Origin of the sequence: Shewanella sp. SM73 (assembly GCF_025653795.1) — a bacterium.
In the GTDB taxonomy this organism is placed as follows: Bacteria; Pseudomonadota; Gammaproteobacteria; order Enterobacterales; family Shewanellaceae; genus Shewanella; species Shewanella oncorhynchi.
This window is the reverse complement of sequence record NZ_JAKKRY010000023.1, coordinates 29,527-47,037: the sequence shown is the minus strand read 5'-3', so window position 1 is coordinate 47,037 and position 17,511 is coordinate 29,527. Positions and strand designations below refer to the sequence as shown.

Sequence of the window (17,511 nt, the reverse complement as noted above, 5' to 3'; positions counted from 1 at the left end):
GCATCTTCACCATTACATGATCTGGCAACCGATTTGCCGCTGCCAACCGCCATATGTTCAGCAACGACGGTTAACCTTGCCGCTCTTCGTTTATCACCTAGCTCAGCATGATGAAAGTGATCGGCTGCCCATTGGCTCGGGTTAAAAATTGACATGGAAAATGGTGAAGTAAATGAATTTGCATGATCAGATCATCGGCAGTCAAGAGAGTTCCGTTTTTTTACTAATTATTTGTGTAGAAGAGACAGGATATATGCTTTTAATCCCTGTAATTGCTCATCAAATTCATTCTGAGCCACCACAGGTAACCGAATGCGTAAACCAATAAATGTGCCTAAATGAGGGGCGCTATTCAGGATGATGTCGCCGCCCATCATTTCGGCGAGTGTATGGCTAATGGCAAGGCCCAAACCTGCACCACCATAGCTACGTGTTGTCGAGACATCAGCTTGCTCAAAAATATTGAATATTCGCGCTTGAGTCTCAGTGTTCATGCCGATACCCGTATCTTGTACGCCAATGAGCAGTAATTGTTGACCTTCTTGTTCGGCTTCAAGCTTGACTGAGACTTCAATAAACCCGCGTTCAGTGAATTTAATGGCGTTATTTACCCAGTTGAATAGGATTTGCTTTATGCGAAGACTGTCTCCTGTTACCCGTGCTGCTACGCCTTGGTCAACGTGTAAGTAGAGGCTTAAGCCTTTAGTGCGTAAATCATTCATGACCATATTAAGCGTACTATCGAGAACTTCACGCAATAGTATTGGTGTCGATTCTAGACGCATTTTTCCCATGTCTATTTTAGAAAAATCGAGAATGTTATTAATGATCTGGAGGATTTCTTTCGCGCCATTACTAATGATTTGCACCATTTGTTTTTGTTCTATGCCAAGAGGGGTAAAGCTGAGTTGCTCTGCCATACCCACGAGCCCATTCATGGGCGTGCGGATCTCATGGCTCATGGCTGCGAGAAATTCAGCTTTTCTTTTAGTAGCTTGCTCGGCGTTTTCTTTTGCGATGGCTAGAGCATTTTCGACGATGCGCCGTTTATTGATTTCTTGCCTGAGTTTTAAATAGGCTATGGTTAAGCCGCCAATGAAAAGCAGTAAACCTATCGCAATCGGCAGTAGTGTTTTGAGTAAGGTGTGCCAAGAGATGCCTTCGCTGTAATTTACGGCTAGCCAAGTATTGCGGATCTGCTGTTTTTCTTTCTCACTCATACTGGAGAAAACACGGTTAATTAATGGGATAAGTGGCCAATAAGGTTCGCGAACGGCAACAGCGAGTTCATCTTTATAAGGCGTTGGTGCCGCTACTCGTAATTCATCGTCAAATTTGTCGTCGATAAGCATGGTCACAACGGCCAAATTACCTATGTAAGCCGCTGCTTTGCCCTTTGCGACTAAGGTCAGACCTTCGTCGGGATTGGCAGAAACTACAACATCGATATTCGGATAGGCTTTTTTAATGCTTGGCAGCAGTAGATTATCTGTGATGACCACGCGTTGAAAGTTCAGTTCTGACAACCCCGCGATTCGCGGACTGTTGCGGGCAGTGGCTATAACAATAGGGAAAGACGTAAACACTTCGCTCATGTGCCAGTCTGGATATTGTGCTTTCAATCGTGTTGGAATAATGGCGAGATCAATCTCATGATTAACGAGTGCGGTTTGGATTTCATCCCACGTTCTGGTTTTTTGTGCCGCATAATCAAGCCCTAGTTTTTCTCTGAACTGTTCAAGATAATCAGCAAGTAAACCAACCAAGATGCCTTTATTGTTAACCGAAGAGAATGGCATCCAATGACTTACAAATCCGACTCTGAGTGAAGGTAAACCTGCCAGCCATTCGCGTTCATTGGGTCTAAGTAGAAAATTACTGTGGCCTAAAAAATGAAGATCGCCCATACCTAGCCAAGTCACTTCGAGAGCATTGCGCTCTTCTACACTCAGAGCCATTAAGGCGTTATCGAGTTGTGTTACAAGCAGGCTATTGTTCTTCGTGATCCCTAAATGTAAGTTTTCCATCATCAGGGGGGCTTGGGCAACGATAAGAAGTTCAGGGTGTGCGCTAATGTATTGGTTAGCAACATGAAGATTACCGATATAGGCATCGGTCGTTTTATCAATGACGGAGGAAAGTGCTTGTTCTGTATTAGAAAATGTTACTTCTGTTACGGTTGGATAATGCAATTTGACTAATTTCTCCGTCGAGAATCCTTTTTCAACGGCAATCCGAGCTTGGCCAAATTCACTCACATCGCGAAAAAATCGGCTGTCGTAACGAATAACGACAACAGTGGGGGAGGTGTAGTATGAGCGGCTAAACATAAGGCATTGAGTACGTTCAACAGTACGAAAAGCGTCAAGCAAGACATCGACTTCCCCATTACAGCCAGCAGAATAGAGGCTCATCCAATTGGGATAAACCTTCCAGTCAATTTGGTAATTAAGATTTTTGGCGAGCAGTTGTATGAGTTCGACACTAAATCCCGTTGTTATCTGGTCATTAATTTGTTGAAAAGGTCCCCAGCCATTGGCGAGTACGCCTACTCTAATTGTTGTGGTTTTGGGCTGTTCGGCATGAGTGATAAAAGTCATGCATAGCAGGGATAAGCAACTGAAGATGCAAAGAAGTTGGTAACGCAATTTTTGAGTCGCACTCATCTCTATGACCAAAGTGTATTAAGTCTCGAAAAAAACACCGATGCCAAGTAGTATAGATAAGGCATCCATAAGTTCACATTATCACGAGGAGTTATATATGGCTTTTAAGATCATCCTTGCCGACGATCACCCTATTATACTCACTGGCGTGCGTAGTTTGATGGCTGAAATGCAGCCAAGTTGTGACATTGTTGCTGAAGCAAATAATGTTTCCGAATTATGGCGTACATTAGAACAACATGAATGTGACTTATTGATCACAGACTTTAGTATGCCTAATGATGACAATGTCGATGGTATGGCCATGATTAAACAGCTAAGACGAAAATATCCAAATTTACCCATAATAGTATTGACCCAAGTACATAATTTAGGTGTATTACAAGCGCTGTTACAGATTGGAATACAAGGCTTATTATTAAAAAAATCAGTCATTGCCGAATTAGAGAAAACAGTTAAAAAAGTATTATTAGGTTCTGTTTACATTGGCGAAACTGTCCGTGAATTATTAAATGAACAAGGTATTAATCAATATACCATCCCAGTTGAACTTTCACTGAAAGAAATAGAAGTGGTACGTTTACTGGCAAACGGCATGTCAGTGACTCAAGTTGCCAGCTATTTACACCGCAGTGTAAAAACCATAAGTACCCAAAAAACCAATGCGATGCAAAAACTCGGTTTAAAAAGTGACAGTGAATTGTTTCATTATGCACAGCAACAGGGATTATTTTAATGTTAAAATGGAGGGATTTCAGCCTCGAACATAATAGTTACATCCCCTTGGTAAGTGCTTCCTGGATATTTCATCATTTCAGTTAAGTTGGTTTTGTTAATTTCAAACAATAGCTTTCTTGCAACATTGATATATTCCCCATCTGTATTTGTAAAATGGTACTTTGATGTCGATAGCGGCACTGATTTTCCTATACCATTTATATAACTGATTTCTATATTTGTTTTGTGACTGTTTTTAATGTTTTTAAGTTGGCACTGGCCATTGTTTTGATATTGGCAATAACTCAATGAAACATCAAATGGTGCGCTAAACCAAAGCTTAAACGGCAATTCAGCTTTCAAGTTGGTGGGTGTTTTACCGCTGTTAATCCATGGTGCCCAACCTTTGGGTGGTTGCAAGATCACTTTATTGCTACCAGCAGGGAACTCAACCTTAAGTTGATGCGTGACCCTTAAGGTAAATTCTATGGTTACGTTTGAGTCTGAATAGGTTGCATCACCAAAGTCGAGATCTTTATTGCGTCCAAGGCTCAAGGTTAAGCTGCCCTTATAAGTGCCATTTTCCATTTTTAAAGGATCGGGAGGTTGCAGTTTATAACCAATATAAATCCTTTGAAGGGTGACATTCTTTGATGATGTGAATTCCGGGTTAAATTTATTGTTGTAACAAATGCCTCCAGACTGTTGGTTAGCATTTTTTATATCATAAAAATAATCTAAAATACCAATGCTTGCCCATATTTCCAATCTAAGATTGCAATCGCCTTGAACGCTATTCAACCAATATGATCCTGTATTTCCAGCTTCTTTAACTGCATTCGGAGTTTGAGATGCCCCAATTTGTGTTAGTTTGAACTTCATTTTATGTGTTGTGCTGCTCCCTTTTTTTATTAGCTCTACTGTTTTTTCACCAGAAAACTTCTGATAGGTAATAGCATGTTCGAGTTTTTGATCATTCTTTATTAATTTTTCTAATATTTTAGTCTCTACTTTTATTGCTTGTTCTTTGTCTAAAGATGCTGTGCCATTACACCAAAATTCAGGACCTGAGCTGTTTGTTGATACTGAGCAAGGGGTGGTATTAATAAACTTACTACCATTAATATCATAGGGTGCAGGTTTATATTCAGCAGTAACCTGAATGGTGGCGGCCTCTGTTAATGGGCTGAGTAGTAGATATCCCATCAAAACATATAAAGCGTAACGATAATTCACTTGGCTAGGTTCTCTGTTAATGTTTGTTGTGCCCATGTTTGGGTATTACAAGTGATATTGCCTAATAGCAATAGGTTCTGTTCACGTTTCACTCGGTGTAAGTCGAGTTCAAGGTTGCACTCTTGTATACCTTGATACTCCACTTGCAAGCTCGGATGGTGTTCACTCATTTCAACGGCAAAAAAGCCATCGGCCTCACTCAAGCTGCGCCCCGCATGGTTGGCTATGAGCGCGCCTTTAAGCGGCAATCCCTGTTGATTCACTAAGCGGCCAATCACAGTGACAGTCTTCATGACTCTGATTTGTTGGTAACTGACGCCGCCCTTATTGAGGTGGTAATGCAATACGCTCGGTTGGATAACTGAAGGTGTGTCATCAAAGTCCTGTATGGCGAGCTGTACGCTACCACTGCGATAGGCGGTCACTGGCACTAAGTTGCGCCCAGGCTTTAAGGTGACACTGCCACCGTGCTCATCTTCTGCTTGTAAAAGGATGTCTGGGGTATCAGCCATGACATCGATTATCATGCCCGCATCGTGGTTTTGGCTTTGGCCTGAGATGCTGAGTTCACCCTGTTGCCCTAGTGCAACCATGCTATCGAGGTTTATGCCGCTTGTGATGCCACTGTTATAGGACGATGACTGTGCATAGGCATCCCCGCTAACAATATTGTTGCTAAAGCGGCTATTGGCGGTTGCGCCAACACCATAGCTATCCGTGTTTAGTCCCATCCCTATGGTTTCAATGCCACACCAGTCTAGTTGCTGTTGGTAATCAACATAGGCATGCTGTTCTTGCCCGCCAGAACGTGAAGTTCTGCTGCCTAAGCCACCACCCATTCGACGCGTTTGATCGCCTAAGTTCATACTGAAATAAAGTGCTCCGCCTTGGTCGCGCTGGCCTGAAGTGTTAATGCTGCCGGGACGATCGAACGCATTTAAACTCCAGCTCATTTGGCGTCCCCAGAGTTTGCCGTTGTACTGCCAACCTAAGTCAATGCCTTGACCTTGCTCAGATTGATGTGACAAATAGGCCGAAACAGAGTGACCTCTCCCTAGGTTATGTTGCAGAGATGCACTCGTCTTTTTGGGATTAGAGTTCGTAATATCACTGCTTTGCGATTGGCTGAGTTGTTGCTGATGGCTGAGTACAAAACTACCTTGCCTGTAGCTATAAACTGCTTGCAAATCAAAATCGCTGCCCTGTTGTTCATTCATCACCCAATTACCAAAAAAGCGCAGTTGTTGGTTCCAGTCCCAATCGGCCGAAACGCTGTAGTGCCAGCCTTTATCCATAAATTGAGCCGCGGCGCCAAGGATGATCGCCGGTGTTAATAAGTAGTTTGCGAGTACCCCCGTGCTGAGTCCGCGTCTGCTTTCATCATCCCAATTCGTTATGTCTTGTAACTTTTCTCCAGCAAACAAGTTCACCCGAAAGGGTTCTTCAGTGTTTTGCCATTGAATGGGTTTGTTAATGATTTCTCGACGACGTTCAGTGACTTGGCCATCTTCTAGAATCCGAATTTCAACTTCATATATGCCAGATGGTAATACTTTAGTATCAATGGCTTGTAAGCCTGCGTTAATCTGTTGTGAGTTGATCAATTGTCCATTTTGGTAGATTTCTACCACACCTGCACGATTCGGAGTGACATAAATGGGTGTTGCACTGGCATAGGCTTGATCGACCAATAACTGATTAGAGTCACCCAACATCACCCCCATCACAGCTTGTGAGCTGCCGCTATAAATGATGGGCTGACGAACTAAACCTTGGGCATAAGGGGAGAAATACCCGAGTCGATAGAAGTGTCCTTCGTTTTGACGTTCTGTATACAACTGTTGAATAGTCGAGTTGAGTGTCTCTTCATTATTTTGAGTGACTTCACCTTCAAGTAGTGTGGTCCACTGGCCTAAACTTGCTTGGGCTTGCAAATTATAACGGCCTGCGTAATCGCTCTCATTGGATTGACTCCAATTGAGTTGTTGTCGAAATAGCGCGCCGTAGCTTCCCTGTTCAGGCAAGGCATAGTAGTGTGAGTTTGATGGCTGCTTTTCGATATTGGCCGTTAAAATAGATAATTGAGAGTTCTCCAAATTATATTCAATCGCTAATATGCCGCCCTGACAGCCTTTTGAGCACAAACCCAACTTATGTTTTTGGTTTAATTGCGCTATCCATAATTGTTGCTGACGTTCGTCAAGATCGCTTTCGCTCACGTCAACGAGTTTTAATAGTTGCACACTGGTATCGAGTCCTAACACTATTTCACCTTCGCCAAGCAATTTATTATCGATGGTGATTCTTACTGTTAATGGGGCATTAAAAAAATGCTCATAAAATCCATCAGGCAAGTCTTGATATTGCTTTAGCAGCTTGAGTGAGTCTGATGGCGTATTATTAGCTAAAGAGCAAGAGCTAAAGATTAGCGTTGCGATCAGAATCGTCAGGATCAAAGATGACAAGTGTGCTGCCTCATATCGAAAAAATGAAAAGCATGAGTCGTTAACTTGAAAATTAATAAAGCTCCCTTTGCGGGAGCTTTTTTGAAATTTAACTTAATAAATCTCTATGGTTTTTTAGGTGGTGTTTCAGATTCGAAAATCATATTGACCATACCTTGGTAGTTACCTGCGACATAGCCGCTTGCTGGGACAGTTGGAATGATCTCTAGTGCAAGGGTTTTACCCGTTTTAGCATTGTCGACATCGACTAATTCTGTCGCAGATGTCTTCAGTTCAATACCGCCCACTTTAACTGTTAGTGCAATATTATCATTGCCACTGGCGATAATGGCTGGGTTTGATAAGTAACCCGTAATAGCACCAATGGTACTTTTCACTTCTAGTTGCTTATTTAATTGATCTAGCTTTTTTGTATGGACGTTATATGCTAACTTTTGCTGGCTGTTGATCCAGTTATCATTGCCTGTTGGTTGCACAAAAAAGTTCTCTGACGGAATTTGTGCAATCACAGTGACTTGATGTTCAATCTTTTCAGCCGCAAATGAGTTCATGGCCACTAATAAGGTTATTGGGGCCGCCTTCCATATTTTCATTACAGTCTCCTTTTAGGGATGCATTAGTTACCAATAACTATGCTTTTGGTTTTATCACCTTCAATCAATTGAAAGTGATAGCTTTCGTTACTATTTTTTACCAGTTGTTTTTTTGAACCGGGTAAGATGTGCAATTTGGTCGCTGTGGAACACTCTTTGGTTTTTTTGTTACATGATTCAAAAAAATCTAAAATAATAGTTGTATTCCCGTTATTTTTTATTTCTGCGTTATTTGTGTCTTCCGTTATTTCAGTCGAGTATTTAGGTTCTTCTGGGGTGATAAATAAAAATGCCCCATAACCTGTTAGTATTTGTATTCCGGCAGTGAGTTCTTCATGCGTTTTTTCAGTTTTTTGCTCATCAAATCCATCATTGTTTTTTGGCTGCACTGGTACAAAGCGAACTCTAAAGTAACGTTCTGTGTCTTTTTTATCTAAGAATAACAATCTCGTTGCTTGTACTCCCTTGGCTGGGATAATTAAGCGAGACGGGCTTGCTATCAAGGCGCGGTTTTCTGCGTCTTGTTCAGGCACTTCATAGGGTAGGCCATGTTCATCATATTTTATTTCGTTAATCGATATTTTAATAAATGCGGTTGAATCGCCCATGTTCATTATTTTTTTCAAATAAGTGGTTTTATTGCTAGGCATATAGTCAAATAAGGTTCCTATGCTTATTTCTGCCGCAGCATAAACTTGAGAGCTATAAAAAATAATACCAAACAGCGCTAAATATAATCGCATTATTATTGAGTTACCTTGTATTGAGTTACCTTGATTTCATTTTTAGTTGATGTTGCTTTTCGATTGGAACAACATTTTAGCTGTATTTTATATGGGTGATTTTTATGCGTTAATAGGAATAGTCCTATAATAAAGTGAAGTGATTTTTTGTTTTTAGGATTTATCTGATAGAAGCGAGTGCCAATTTAGTTAAAAATAAGTCAGATATATTAATATTCTGTAGGTATCTATGCTGTCAGTTAAGCGTAAAAAAGTGAGTGAAGATATTGCAAGCTGCATTATGTCTGATGTGGTTATGCCTTTTTATCAGCCTATTATCGGGGTTGATAAGACCGTTATAGGATATGAAGCACTTGCACGCCGTTGGGATGCCAAGCGTCATGCATATACAGGTATTGATTTTTTATTGTTAGATAAAAATGCTTCTTTGCATATTGATATATGGATGTTGAGGTCGATTATCAAAGACTTACCTCGATTAGCCGATCAAGGCGTTGGCATACTGTCCATTAATTTAAATCCTATGCCATACAGTGTGACTTACCAAAATTTATTACAAATGCTGTTGCTTCAAGCAAAAGTGCTGTGCATCAAAATTTGGTTTGAAGTGTTAGAACACACTTTATTAGATGATAAACAGCATGAATTGATTGAAATGTTACGGGCACGAGGAGCAAGCATCGTACTGGATGATTTTGGCACCCAAGAATGTAATTTCTTGCGTATGATGGTATTGCCCTATGATGTCATCAAGTTAGACCGTTCCCTTTTGCTGCAAGCTTGTCGCTCTTCACATTCAATGCGTATGTTGTCGAGCTTAGTTGAGTATTTACAGCGATTAGGAATGCAGGTTGTTTGTGAAGGTGTGGAGACTTTGACGCACATTGATGTGGCAACTTTATTGGGATGCGATTATCAACAGGGGTATGCCCATGCTATGCCTGCGCCGATTTCACACTGGGATCGTTAGGGCGAATCACGCACTAGCTGCAAATTAACTGAGGCTGTTTATTTCGTTTTTCGCTTACCGAGTAATCCAATCCAAAATGTCCCTTCCAATAGCATGCCTAAGATGATGAACACCAATGCACTGGTGGCGCTGCCATAGGCATAAGCGCTTAATGCTGCTATTAGTAACAAGCTTAAGCTTATCCATCGTATGACTGGTTTCATTTTCGCTCCGATTAAAAAATACCGTTACCTGATGGTAAGTTATCTGACTTTAGTCGAGGGCGATTTATTTGCCAATCCCACTTTTTAATGACACAGATAGACTAAAATACCCGCTAAAATTCAATCCTCTTGATTCTAAATGGCGAAATTGAGTGTTATCACTGAAAATGTCATGTTTAAAAATCCTCAGATGATCAAAGCTTAATCTTGTTTCCATCGGTGTTTAAGCTGGTATTAGGTAGACTTAACACATTAGCCACAAAATGATTTAGTGTTTGGCTTATCAGCGATTTAGGTTCTGTTGACGTTGGATTTCAGATCAATTGATGGCCGAACCAGAATTAATGCTGACACAGTGTGATTCTATATCCAGTGGTAAATTGTGAGGGATTAGCTTGGTATTGCATACAGGCGCAATAGGTCCATCGACTTCTAACTGATTGTCTCATAAGATACAAACTTAGCTGATTTAAATGGAGGGGCCATGAGACTATGGTTGCTAGGATTCATGTTGGTATCTGGTGTCGCAACGGCGGCTCAGAGCATGTATTCGATGTTTGCGGGTGGAGACTATGTACCGCCGTTGAGCGTTATGCAGCAGATTGAAAAAGGGTTCTCCGGTGTGATTGCCGAATTTCATATGGAAGAGCAAGAGGGTGAATTAGTCTATCAATTTGAGTTAATTAATCCTTTAGCAAACTCTATAACGCGGTTTGAATATCGTGCCCGTGATGGTAAGTTACTGAAACAAAAGGCGAGTAAAGTAAGCGCCGATGATCTGGGTGAGGTTGAGGCAACGCGTATGATCGCGGCAAAAGATCAAACCTTTTCAGGTCTAATAGTTAAGGCCACTAAAGATCATAAAGCCTTCTTAACCGAAGCAAAGTTAGACCACGACTTAGGTATCAGTTACTTAGAACTTAAGCTGCTAGACGATACGGGTAAGTTTAAGTTGGCCTTTGATGTCGAAAATTTACGACCGTTACCTTTACTCAAGTGGGATTGAAATATCTAAGTCAATCGAGTGCTCACACGAGTGCTTAAGATTGAGGAGCGCAACATACAGATGAAAATACTTTTAGTTGAAGATGATGCGACGACGATTGATTACATCGTCAAAGGATTTCTTGAGCAGGGCCACAATATCGAAACAGCGAGCGATGGCCACCAAGGTCTGTCACTCGCGACGAGTAGTCAGTACGATCTCGTGATCCTCGACCGCATGTTACCTCAGCTCGATGGCTTAAAATTGCTGGCTGCCTTAAGGGCAACGGGTAATCAAACACCAGTGCTGATTTTATCCGCTTTAGCGCACGTCGATGAGCGAGTAAAAGGCTTGCGGGCAGGTGGCGACGACTATATGACTAAGCCGTTTGCTTTCTCCGAGTTATTAGTCCGCGCTGAAAAACTGATGCACCGTGGGCAATCTGTGCCTGTGACAACTGATCTCGTTGTTGGTGGTTTGAAGATGGAGTTACTGACCCGTAATGTCACTTTAGACGGGCAGGAGTTGATGCTACAGCCTAAAGAGTTTCAGCTACTTAAGTATCTCATGGAACATGCTAATCAAGTTATTAGCCGCACCTTATTGTTCGAAGCAGTGTGGGATTATCACTTCGACCCGCGCACGAACGTCATCGATGTGCATATCGCAAAATTACGCCGTAAATTTGAAGAGTTAGGCCATGGCGAGCTTATCGAAACCGTGAGGGGAGCGGGTTATCGCTTACGACAAAGGCATTAAGCCTTACCAAAGCAGCGCCTGGCGCATCACAATCGTTTTTTCGACCTTAGTGATAGTGATCATCGGGGCGTTGCTATTTGCCCTTTATCGGCAGTTGATTATTGAGCAGCAGTATCAAGTGACTCAATATTTAGAGTCAGAGACCCAACGTTATCAGCAACTTGCCCTAACGGTTGATCGCCGTAGTTTTGCCGCTCAAATCCGCGCCGCCGATCCACAAACGGCCCTGATCGCTTGGCGTAATAGCTACGATATGGTCGGTGCCTTGAGTTTTATGCCCGAAGGCATGCCCATGCTGCCGCAAACGCGGGATTTTCCTATCTTAACCGGTGGTCCAGATAAGCTGCATATTCTTACCGGCGGTCTGGTGATGACCCGCTACGGCCCAGTATTGATTGCGACCCGTACCGATAACTTAGCGACGTTAATTGATAAGTTTATCAGTGCCGCCGCGACGGCTGTCATGCTTACCGTAGTGTTGACTTTAGCGCTCGGCTATCTGTTTTCTAAGGCGATTTTACGTCGATTAGTGCAATACAACCGCTTGAGTGAACAGATTGAACGCGGTCATTATGACACCCGCTTACCCTTGAGTTGGCGTCAGGATGAGTTCGATATGTTGGCGCTGCAGTTTAATAATGTGCTGGATATTCTCGAAAATAACCTGATGGCAGTGCGTGGTGCGACCGATAATATCGCCCATGATTTACGTACTCCACTGTCACATATCCGTATTGGTATTGAAGAGTTGGCGAGTAAGCCGAGCAATGAGATTAGCGAAGGTTGCGCCATTTTGACCGAGGAGCTCGATCATTGTTTAGCGACGTTTGATGCCATGTTGTCGCTCACGCGTATCGAAGAAGGTCAGCAGACACTCGATTTGCAGGAGCTAAGCCTAGCGCAACTGTGTACTGACTTATTGGATATGGCCGATGCTGTGGCTGAATCTAACGAGCAAACCTTGAGTTTATCGCTACTGACAGATCATAAGGTTTTTGGGGACAAATACTTATTATTCCAAGCCTTATATAATCTTGTCGATAATGCGATGAAGTATTCTGGCCAAGGTGCGCGGATTGAGATTATTCAGTCAGGCCCACAAATTCAGATCCGCGATAATGGGCCCGGTATTCCAGACGAGAGTAAAGAAAGAGTGTTCGAACGCTTAGTGCGCCTCGACCCTAGCCGGCATTTACAGGGCACTGGTTTAGGATTATCTATGGTCAAAGCGATTCTCTCACGGCACAATGCCAAAATTAATCTCACGGATAATCATCCTGGCTTAGTCGTCACTATTCAGTTTTAAGTCGATGATCCGCATTACAACGCCGAGTACTCCATGTATCGAATCATAGCCGATGAGGCTGATTTTATTGTTATTTCCAAATCAGCCAAAGTGCATTTCCACAGTCAGGATGGGACTGCAGGCGTGGTGGCGCAGGCTGAGCAAGATTTAGGGATTAAGCTTTTTGCTGTTCATCGACTCGATACACCCACGTCCGGTCTGTTGATTCTGGCTAAGAGCGCGGTCGCCGCCAAGCAATTTACTGAGCTGTTTACCGCCCATAAAGTGCAGAAATATTACCTCGCCCTCGCGAAAGGCAAGCCGAAGAAGAAGCAAGGCTGGGTGATTGGTGACATGGCAAAGTCGCGTCGTAGCATGTTTAAGTTACTGCGGACTAAAGAGAATCCAGCGATTACGCAGTTTTTCTCCTTGAGTGTTGGCGAGGGATTGCGTTTATATTTGCTTAAACCTCACTCAGGTAAAACCCATCAATTAAGAGTCGCCTTGGCGAGCTTAGGTGTACCCATTTTAGGGGATGATTTATACGGCGGAGAGGCCGCGGATCGGTGTTATCTGCATGCATATTGTCTGCATTTTCGCTATGGTGATGACGTGACAGGTTGGCGTGATTACGCTTATCGGGATTTGCCGACTCAAGGTGAGCATTTTGACGCTGAAGGTGTCACTGAGGCGCTAGTTTCATGGCGTGAGCCCGATACTTTGGCTTGGCCTGCGAAAGGAGATTAATCTTTGCAGCGTTATGTTGCAAAAGCCTAACAAGCTTGGCAAATACGGTCTCGGCCCTCAGATTTTGCGCGGTACATAGCTTGGTCTGCTTGAATGAGTAGTTTGTCAGGTTGGCATCCTTGATAAATCGTGGCGTAACCTAAACTGGCATGAATTTTTATCGTAACACCTTGCCAGATAAATGAATTGTCCTTAAGTACTTGATGTAATTTCTCGGCGACGACTCTGGCCGCGGGGGCATCAGTTGCGGGTAAAATTACCAGAAACTCCTCTCCACCGTGACGACATAGGGCGTCATTTTCTCGCAATACTGATCCAAACAGTCTCGCCGCCGTCAGCAGGGCGAGATCGCCCGCATCGTGCCCGTATTGATCGTTGATGTCTTTAAAATGATCAAGATCCAATAAAATCATACTGTAAGGTACTTTATCCCGCAGCCAGCGTTGATGGATATTGTTTAAAAACTTATGCATAGCACGGCGATTCCACAGGCCTGTGAGTTGGTCTCGCTCCGCTAACATGCGGATTTTACTGACAAGCCGCGTCATGGCATTACCTATCATCACGATATTGATCAATAGGGCCAGAAATACATAGAACCAAAGCACAGGTATGGCTTCTTGCGTGTGCATGGCGATAAACATCGGACTTTCTTCGGGAGAAAGCAGGGCGATGAAGATACGAATGATAAAAATACCCACCATGGCGACTAAGGGCATGACCATAGCGATGGCAACTCGATTTCCCGTATCGCGTTTGATGGCAAGATAGTTATCTCGAGTTAACATGGCGAAAATGAGCGCGGCGCAGGCTGAGAATGCGATGGCCAAAATGCGTTCGGAGCTGAAATTAGGTGGAACCAAGAGCATCACACCAGCGGTGAGTGCTAAAAGAATAAGATCCGATTTTACGCTGGGCTTGAGTCTAAAAAGCGCCTTCGTTCCCCAACGCGCTAGAATGAAGCCAAATAAAATCGCCATATCCGAGCAGAACCAAAAAAAGTAACTGGAGGCTTCGGTGCGTTGGCTGTTGAGTATGATGCCAAGGAGGACGAACAAGTTCGCCAGAGAAAAGCGCATACTGGCTTGAGTGGCAATTTTTAACGGTTGTGCAATGAGTCCCCATGCGATGGCAGCCGTGCTAGTAAGCAGGCAAATAAACTTGATGAGTAATAAGGCTTGGGGATCAAATATCATTCTTTTACTTCATATTTTTCTTTAACTATAGATGCTTTTAGGGATTTTCGGTTGGAGTTTAGTGGATATCTTAGTCTACTCTGGACAGATAATGGGTTGAATATCCTTTTTCATTTTAGGGAATGGTAAGGGCCTTCATTTAGGCTGCGGCTGGGATTATTTACGCCTTGCAAACTAAAAGGTTTGCAAATTCTGAGTCTTCCTGCGAAGTTAGATCTTGTTGATTTGCCTACAATCTCCGTTTTGAGGATGTTCTGTTATGGATACAAATAAACTACTTTTAGTCATTATTGCGATTTTATTGCCCCCAGTTGCTGTATTTTTGAAGGCGGGAGCGGGTAAAGATCTGCTAATAAACATCGTGTTATGTTTACTGTTCTGGTTCCCTGGTTTATTACACGCACTCTGGGTCGTGACCAAGGCATAATTTGCTTTCTTCCACACAATAAAAAAGCGCAATTTAATTGCGCCTTTTTATGTTTCAAAATGGGCCTTTCACTTAGAAAGGTAAGGTGTAGCCTATTGTTGCAGTACGTCCCATCCCTTTGAAATAACGATCATTCGTACCCATGGTTTGTGAGTAATAATTGAAATAATCCTTATTAAATAGATTTTGCAAACCTAGGCTCAGGGTGCCAGTGTAAAGCGGCATTGAGAAGGAAGCATCGACTGTCGTGTAACCATCAAACTCTGCATACTTATTGCCCGCCGCGTTTTTAAAATCGCGGTCCATGTAGTAATTGGCTTGAACGCGGGTCGACATTTCATTATCGAAGCTATGGGTCCAGAACAGGTTGATACGGTTTGGTGAAATATTTGCACCATCGAGATCGGTATCGACTTGGCTATCACCATTTGAATCGTATTCGCCCTGCTGGAAGGCGATATTCATGCCGAGATCATCATTGCTGGTAATGTAGGCGGTGACATTGGCTTCAATACCATCGATCACACTCTTTTCGCGCTTCACGTCGTAGAAACCATCACTATTTAAGGCCAAACGTGAACCAAAATCAGTGGCGGAACGATAGTAAGCTAGCTTAGCGCTTAAGTATTTACCTTGGTAATCGGCGCCGACTTCAACGTTATCTGTGACTATCGGCGTGAGTGCCAGTGAGCCATTTATGCTAGGATTGTCGCCGGGGAAGCTTTTACCATCACGCAGAATTCGGCCGATATCCGGCATGCCAAAACCTTGGTTATAGCTGGTATAAACACGAATGTCAGGAGTGATTTTATAAGAGATACCGACGTTAAATAAGGTTTCATCGAAGGTGGCTGAACCGCCCGCAATTTGCTTATTGCCTGCACCCCATAGGGTTTTGTAGTCATCTACACTTAACTCGGCATGTTCGTAACGAACACCAGTCGATAAGGTTAAATTTTCAATTAAGTCATAATCTAACTGCAAGTATGGCGCAACGTTGTCATAGGTACTTTCGGGAACCCATGAAAAGCCTGTTTTTACTAAATCTTGCTCAGTGGTGTCGCGGAAAAGGTCGACACCGTAGGCCGCATCAATTCCTGAACCTGCAATATCCTTAGCGATTAAGGCGCTTTTTAAACCCCATTTAACCGAAGAGTTACGCGATTGCTCGTAGTACAAGCTTTCACCTTTACTGCCGACACCGCATTGGATGACTTGGTCGCTGCCTTCGAAGGATGGATCGTAGAAGCTATCGAAACAGCCGCCACCATAAACCGCTTTAAAATCTTGATTAAAGAGTTGCAGGCTAAGTTGCTGGCCACCAATGTTGGCGTGGGTGTAAGTCAAACTTGTGGTGGTCACTTGGTTGTTGGCGGCTTCCCATGGCTGAGTTTCTTTAACTGCACCTGTGGGTACACCATTGGGCTTGTCACCTGCAACGGGCATCCAATCGCCATTGTTGTCTGCATTGTAATGGTTAACCATTAATTCAAGGCGTGACTCATCGAAGTTATGGCCAAGCTTGATGAAGAAGTCTTTACTTTGACTATCCATCGACTCGCCTTGAGTCGTGTCGACACCCACTACGTTATGATTGGCATCGTAATAGACGCCATTATTGCGGTAGCTAACCGAACCTATCATGTCGATAAATTCTGACTCGCCAGAAAACGCATAGCTAGCACCAAAGCTTAAGCCATTGGATTTCATTGAATCAGGCACTGTGACATCGAAACTAGCAACCTGTTCGCTGTCGCCTGTAGGCTTTTTAGTGATGTAGTTGATGATACCGCCCTGGGCACCGAGACCGTGCATGGCATTGGCGCCGTGAATGATTTCGATGCGCTCAATCATGGCAGGATCTATAGTTTGTCCCTCTCTACCACCACTGCGAAGTGGGTTCGATTGAGGCACGCCGTCGATCATAATCAATGGCGGACGACCACGCAGGGTTTCACCTGTGTTACTCATCTTCTGGCGGCTCGGTGAAAAGCTAGGCGCTAAGTTACCGATAATAGTCGATAAATCTTTAGTGGTGCGGAACTGTTCTTCTAATTGGGCGCGGTCGATGATAGTGACAGTATTGGGGATCGAGCTGGGGGATTTATCCATTCGACTCGCGGTGACAGTGATTTTTTCTATGTCTTTATTTTTGTTGTTTGGACTGTTGTCGGTGGCATCTTGGGCCGCAGCGGATTGGGTTAACGCTGCCAATACGGCTAAAGCAACAAACGAGGTTTTGAATGTCATATAACTTCCTGCTAAGGGCGAATGAGTTTGTTACACCGGCTCCCTTGGCATAGGTTAATATTCCATTAAATTGTATTACAAATGATAACGATTTTTATTATTCGCGATTTTAGGGGAGGAATTACAGCTTGTCTAGTCACGCCATACAGGAAATTGCATGATTTGACGACAGTATGAATAAATTGCGACACAGCACTCGGTATCGAGAGGTTTTACTGTAAAGGCCATGCATATAGTGCGAGTTCATGTCGGTAAAGCATTACCTTGTT

The 17,511-nt window shown here is 43.2% G+C and carries 16 protein-coding genes; 7 read left to right on the top strand and 9 right to left on the bottom strand.

The annotated features are described in order from the left end of the window. On the bottom strand, positions 1-155 hold a 155-nt coding region (locus tag L5M51_RS22860), incomplete at its 3' end, for a transposase DNA-binding-containing protein (RefSeq protein ID WP_411569244.1). Positions 156-227: 72 nt separating this feature from the next. Then, positions 228-2,666: a transporter substrate-binding domain-containing protein gene (locus L5M51_RS21740; RefSeq protein WP_263174619.1), complete on the bottom strand. Its 2,439-nt coding sequence runs from the start codon at positions 2,664-2,666 to the stop codon at positions 228-230. Between the two features lie 97 nt (positions 2,667-2,763). Between L5M51_RS21740 and L5M51_RS21735 the strand changes: the two genes are divergently transcribed. Next, positions 2,764-3,402, top strand: coding sequence for a response regulator transcription factor (locus tag L5M51_RS21735; protein ID WP_168826430.1), 639 nt, complete (start codon positions 2,764-2,766; stop codon positions 3,400-3,402). Positions 3,403-3,404: 2 nt separating this feature from the next. Here L5M51_RS21735 and L5M51_RS21730 read toward each other — a convergent pair whose 3' ends face one another. From L5M51_RS21730 to L5M51_RS21715, 4 genes are all read right to left on the bottom strand, one after another. Further along, a complete protein-coding gene (locus L5M51_RS21730; RefSeq protein ID WP_263174616.1) occupies positions 3,405-4,619 on the bottom strand; it encodes a hypothetical protein in 1,215 nt (404 codons plus the stop codon). Beyond that, positions 4,616-7,084, bottom strand: a complete 2,469-nt coding sequence (locus tag L5M51_RS21725) for a fimbrial biogenesis outer membrane usher protein (RefSeq protein WP_263174614.1) — start codon at positions 7,082-7,084, stop codon at positions 4,616-4,618. Before L5M51_RS21725 ends, L5M51_RS21730 begins: the two co-directional genes overlap by 4 nt. 104 nt (positions 7,085-7,188) lie before the next feature. Continuing rightward, a complete protein-coding gene (locus tag L5M51_RS21720) occupies positions 7,189-7,677 on the bottom strand; it encodes a CS1 type fimbrial major subunit (RefSeq protein ID WP_198572499.1) in 489 nt (162 codons plus the stop codon). Between the two features lie 23 nt (positions 7,678-7,700). Further along, entirely contained in the window at positions 7,701-8,420 is a 720-nt protein-coding gene (locus L5M51_RS21715; protein WP_263174613.1) for a hypothetical protein, read from the bottom strand. A 229-nt stretch (positions 8,421-8,649) separates the two neighbouring features. Here L5M51_RS21715 and L5M51_RS21710 point away from each other — a divergent pair, with 229 nt between their 5' ends. Continuing rightward, positions 8,650-9,390, top strand: a complete 741-nt coding sequence (locus L5M51_RS21710) for an EAL domain-containing protein (RefSeq protein ID WP_263174611.1) — start codon at positions 8,650-8,652, stop codon at positions 9,388-9,390. 38 nt (positions 9,391-9,428) lie between these two features. On the opposite strand, the gene L5M51_RS21705 is transcribed toward L5M51_RS21710, so the two are convergent. After that, positions 9,429-9,593 carry a hypothetical protein gene (locus tag L5M51_RS21705; protein WP_105251095.1) on the bottom strand — a complete coding sequence of 55 codons (165 nt, stop codon included), beginning with the start codon at positions 9,591-9,593 and terminating at the stop codon, positions 9,429-9,431. Between the two features lie 484 nt (positions 9,594-10,077). Here L5M51_RS21705 and L5M51_RS21700 point away from each other — a divergent pair, with 484 nt between their 5' ends. The 4 genes from L5M51_RS21700 to L5M51_RS21685 are packed head-to-tail and all read left to right on the top strand — an operon-like array spanning position 10,078 to position 13,369. Next, positions 10,078-10,599, top strand: coding sequence for a hypothetical protein (locus tag L5M51_RS21700; RefSeq protein ID WP_113941345.1), 522 nt, complete (start codon positions 10,078-10,080; stop codon positions 10,597-10,599). A gap of 60 nt (positions 10,600-10,659) precedes the next feature. After that, the gene (locus tag L5M51_RS21695; protein WP_006079763.1) at positions 10,660-11,337 is read left to right on the top strand and encodes a response regulator transcription factor; all 678 of its coding nucleotides are present in this window, start codon (positions 10,660-10,662) and stop codon (positions 11,335-11,337) included. A 49-nt stretch (positions 11,338-11,386) separates the two neighbouring features. Beyond that, a complete protein-coding gene (locus tag L5M51_RS21690) occupies positions 11,387-12,643 on the top strand; it encodes a sensor histidine kinase (protein ID WP_105251097.1) in 1,257 nt (418 codons plus the stop codon). Between the two features lie 33 nt (positions 12,644-12,676). After that, positions 12,677-13,369 (top strand): TIGR01621 family pseudouridine synthase, encoded by a 693-nt coding sequence (locus L5M51_RS21685; RefSeq protein WP_263174609.1) that lies wholly within the window; start codon positions 12,677-12,679, stop codon positions 13,367-13,369. Between the two features lie 26 nt (positions 13,370-13,395). Here the strand turns inward: L5M51_RS21685 and L5M51_RS21680 are convergent, their stop codons facing one another. Then, positions 13,396-14,565: a GGDEF domain-containing protein gene (locus L5M51_RS21680; protein ID WP_198572502.1), complete on the bottom strand. Its 1,170-nt coding sequence runs from the start codon at positions 14,563-14,565 to the stop codon at positions 13,396-13,398. 259 nt (positions 14,566-14,824) lie between these two features. Between L5M51_RS21680 and L5M51_RS21675 the strand changes: the two genes are divergently transcribed. Next, positions 14,825-14,992, top strand: a complete 168-nt coding sequence (locus tag L5M51_RS21675) for a YqaE/Pmp3 family membrane protein (RefSeq protein ID WP_006079767.1) — start codon at positions 14,825-14,827, stop codon at positions 14,990-14,992. Positions 14,993-15,064: 72 nt separating this feature from the next. On the opposite strand, the gene L5M51_RS21670 is transcribed toward L5M51_RS21675, so the two are convergent. Next, positions 15,065-17,242, bottom strand: coding sequence for a TonB-dependent receptor (locus L5M51_RS21670; RefSeq protein WP_263174606.1), 2,178 nt, complete (start codon positions 17,240-17,242; stop codon positions 15,065-15,067). Between the last annotated feature and the right edge of the window lie 269 nt (positions 17,243-17,511).

Bases quoted from the DNA above. Each gene is read 5' to 3' on its own strand.
- L5M51_RS21740 (WP_263174619.1), bottom strand. From the start codon at position 2,666: ATGAGTGCGACTCAAAAATTGCGTTACCAACTTCTTTGCATCTTCAGT.
- L5M51_RS21735 (WP_168826430.1), top strand. From the start codon at position 2,764: ATGGCTTTTAAGATCATCCTTGCCGACGATCACCCTATTATACTCACT.
- L5M51_RS21720 (WP_198572499.1), bottom strand. From the start codon at position 7,677: ATGAAAATATGGAAGGCGGCCCCAATAACCTTATTAGTGGCCATGAAC.
- L5M51_RS21715 (WP_263174613.1), bottom strand. From the start codon at position 8,420: ATGCGATTATATTTAGCGCTGTTTGGTATTATTTTTTATAGCTCTCAA.
- L5M51_RS21710 (WP_263174611.1), top strand. From the start codon at position 8,650: ATGCTGTCAGTTAAGCGTAAAAAAGTGAGTGAAGATATTGCAAGCTGC.
- L5M51_RS21705 (WP_105251095.1), bottom strand. From the start codon at position 9,593: ATGAAACCAGTCATACGATGGATAAGCTTAAGCTTGTTACTAATAGCA.
- L5M51_RS21700 (WP_113941345.1), top strand. From the start codon at position 10,078: ATGAGACTATGGTTGCTAGGATTCATGTTGGTATCTGGTGTCGCAACG.
- L5M51_RS21695 (WP_006079763.1), top strand. From the start codon at position 10,660: ATGAAAATACTTTTAGTTGAAGATGATGCGACGACGATTGATTACATC.
- L5M51_RS21685 (WP_263174609.1), top strand. From the start codon at position 12,677: ATGTATCGAATCATAGCCGATGAGGCTGATTTTATTGTTATTTCCAAA.
- L5M51_RS21680 (WP_198572502.1), bottom strand. From the start codon at position 14,565: ATGATATTTGATCCCCAAGCCTTATTACTCATCAAGTTTATTTGCCTG.
- L5M51_RS21675 (WP_006079767.1), top strand. From the start codon at position 14,825: ATGGATACAAATAAACTACTTTTAGTCATTATTGCGATTTTATTGCCC.
- L5M51_RS21670 (WP_263174606.1), bottom strand. From the start codon at position 17,242: ATGACATTCAAAACCTCGTTTGTTGCTTTAGCCGTATTGGCAGCGTTA.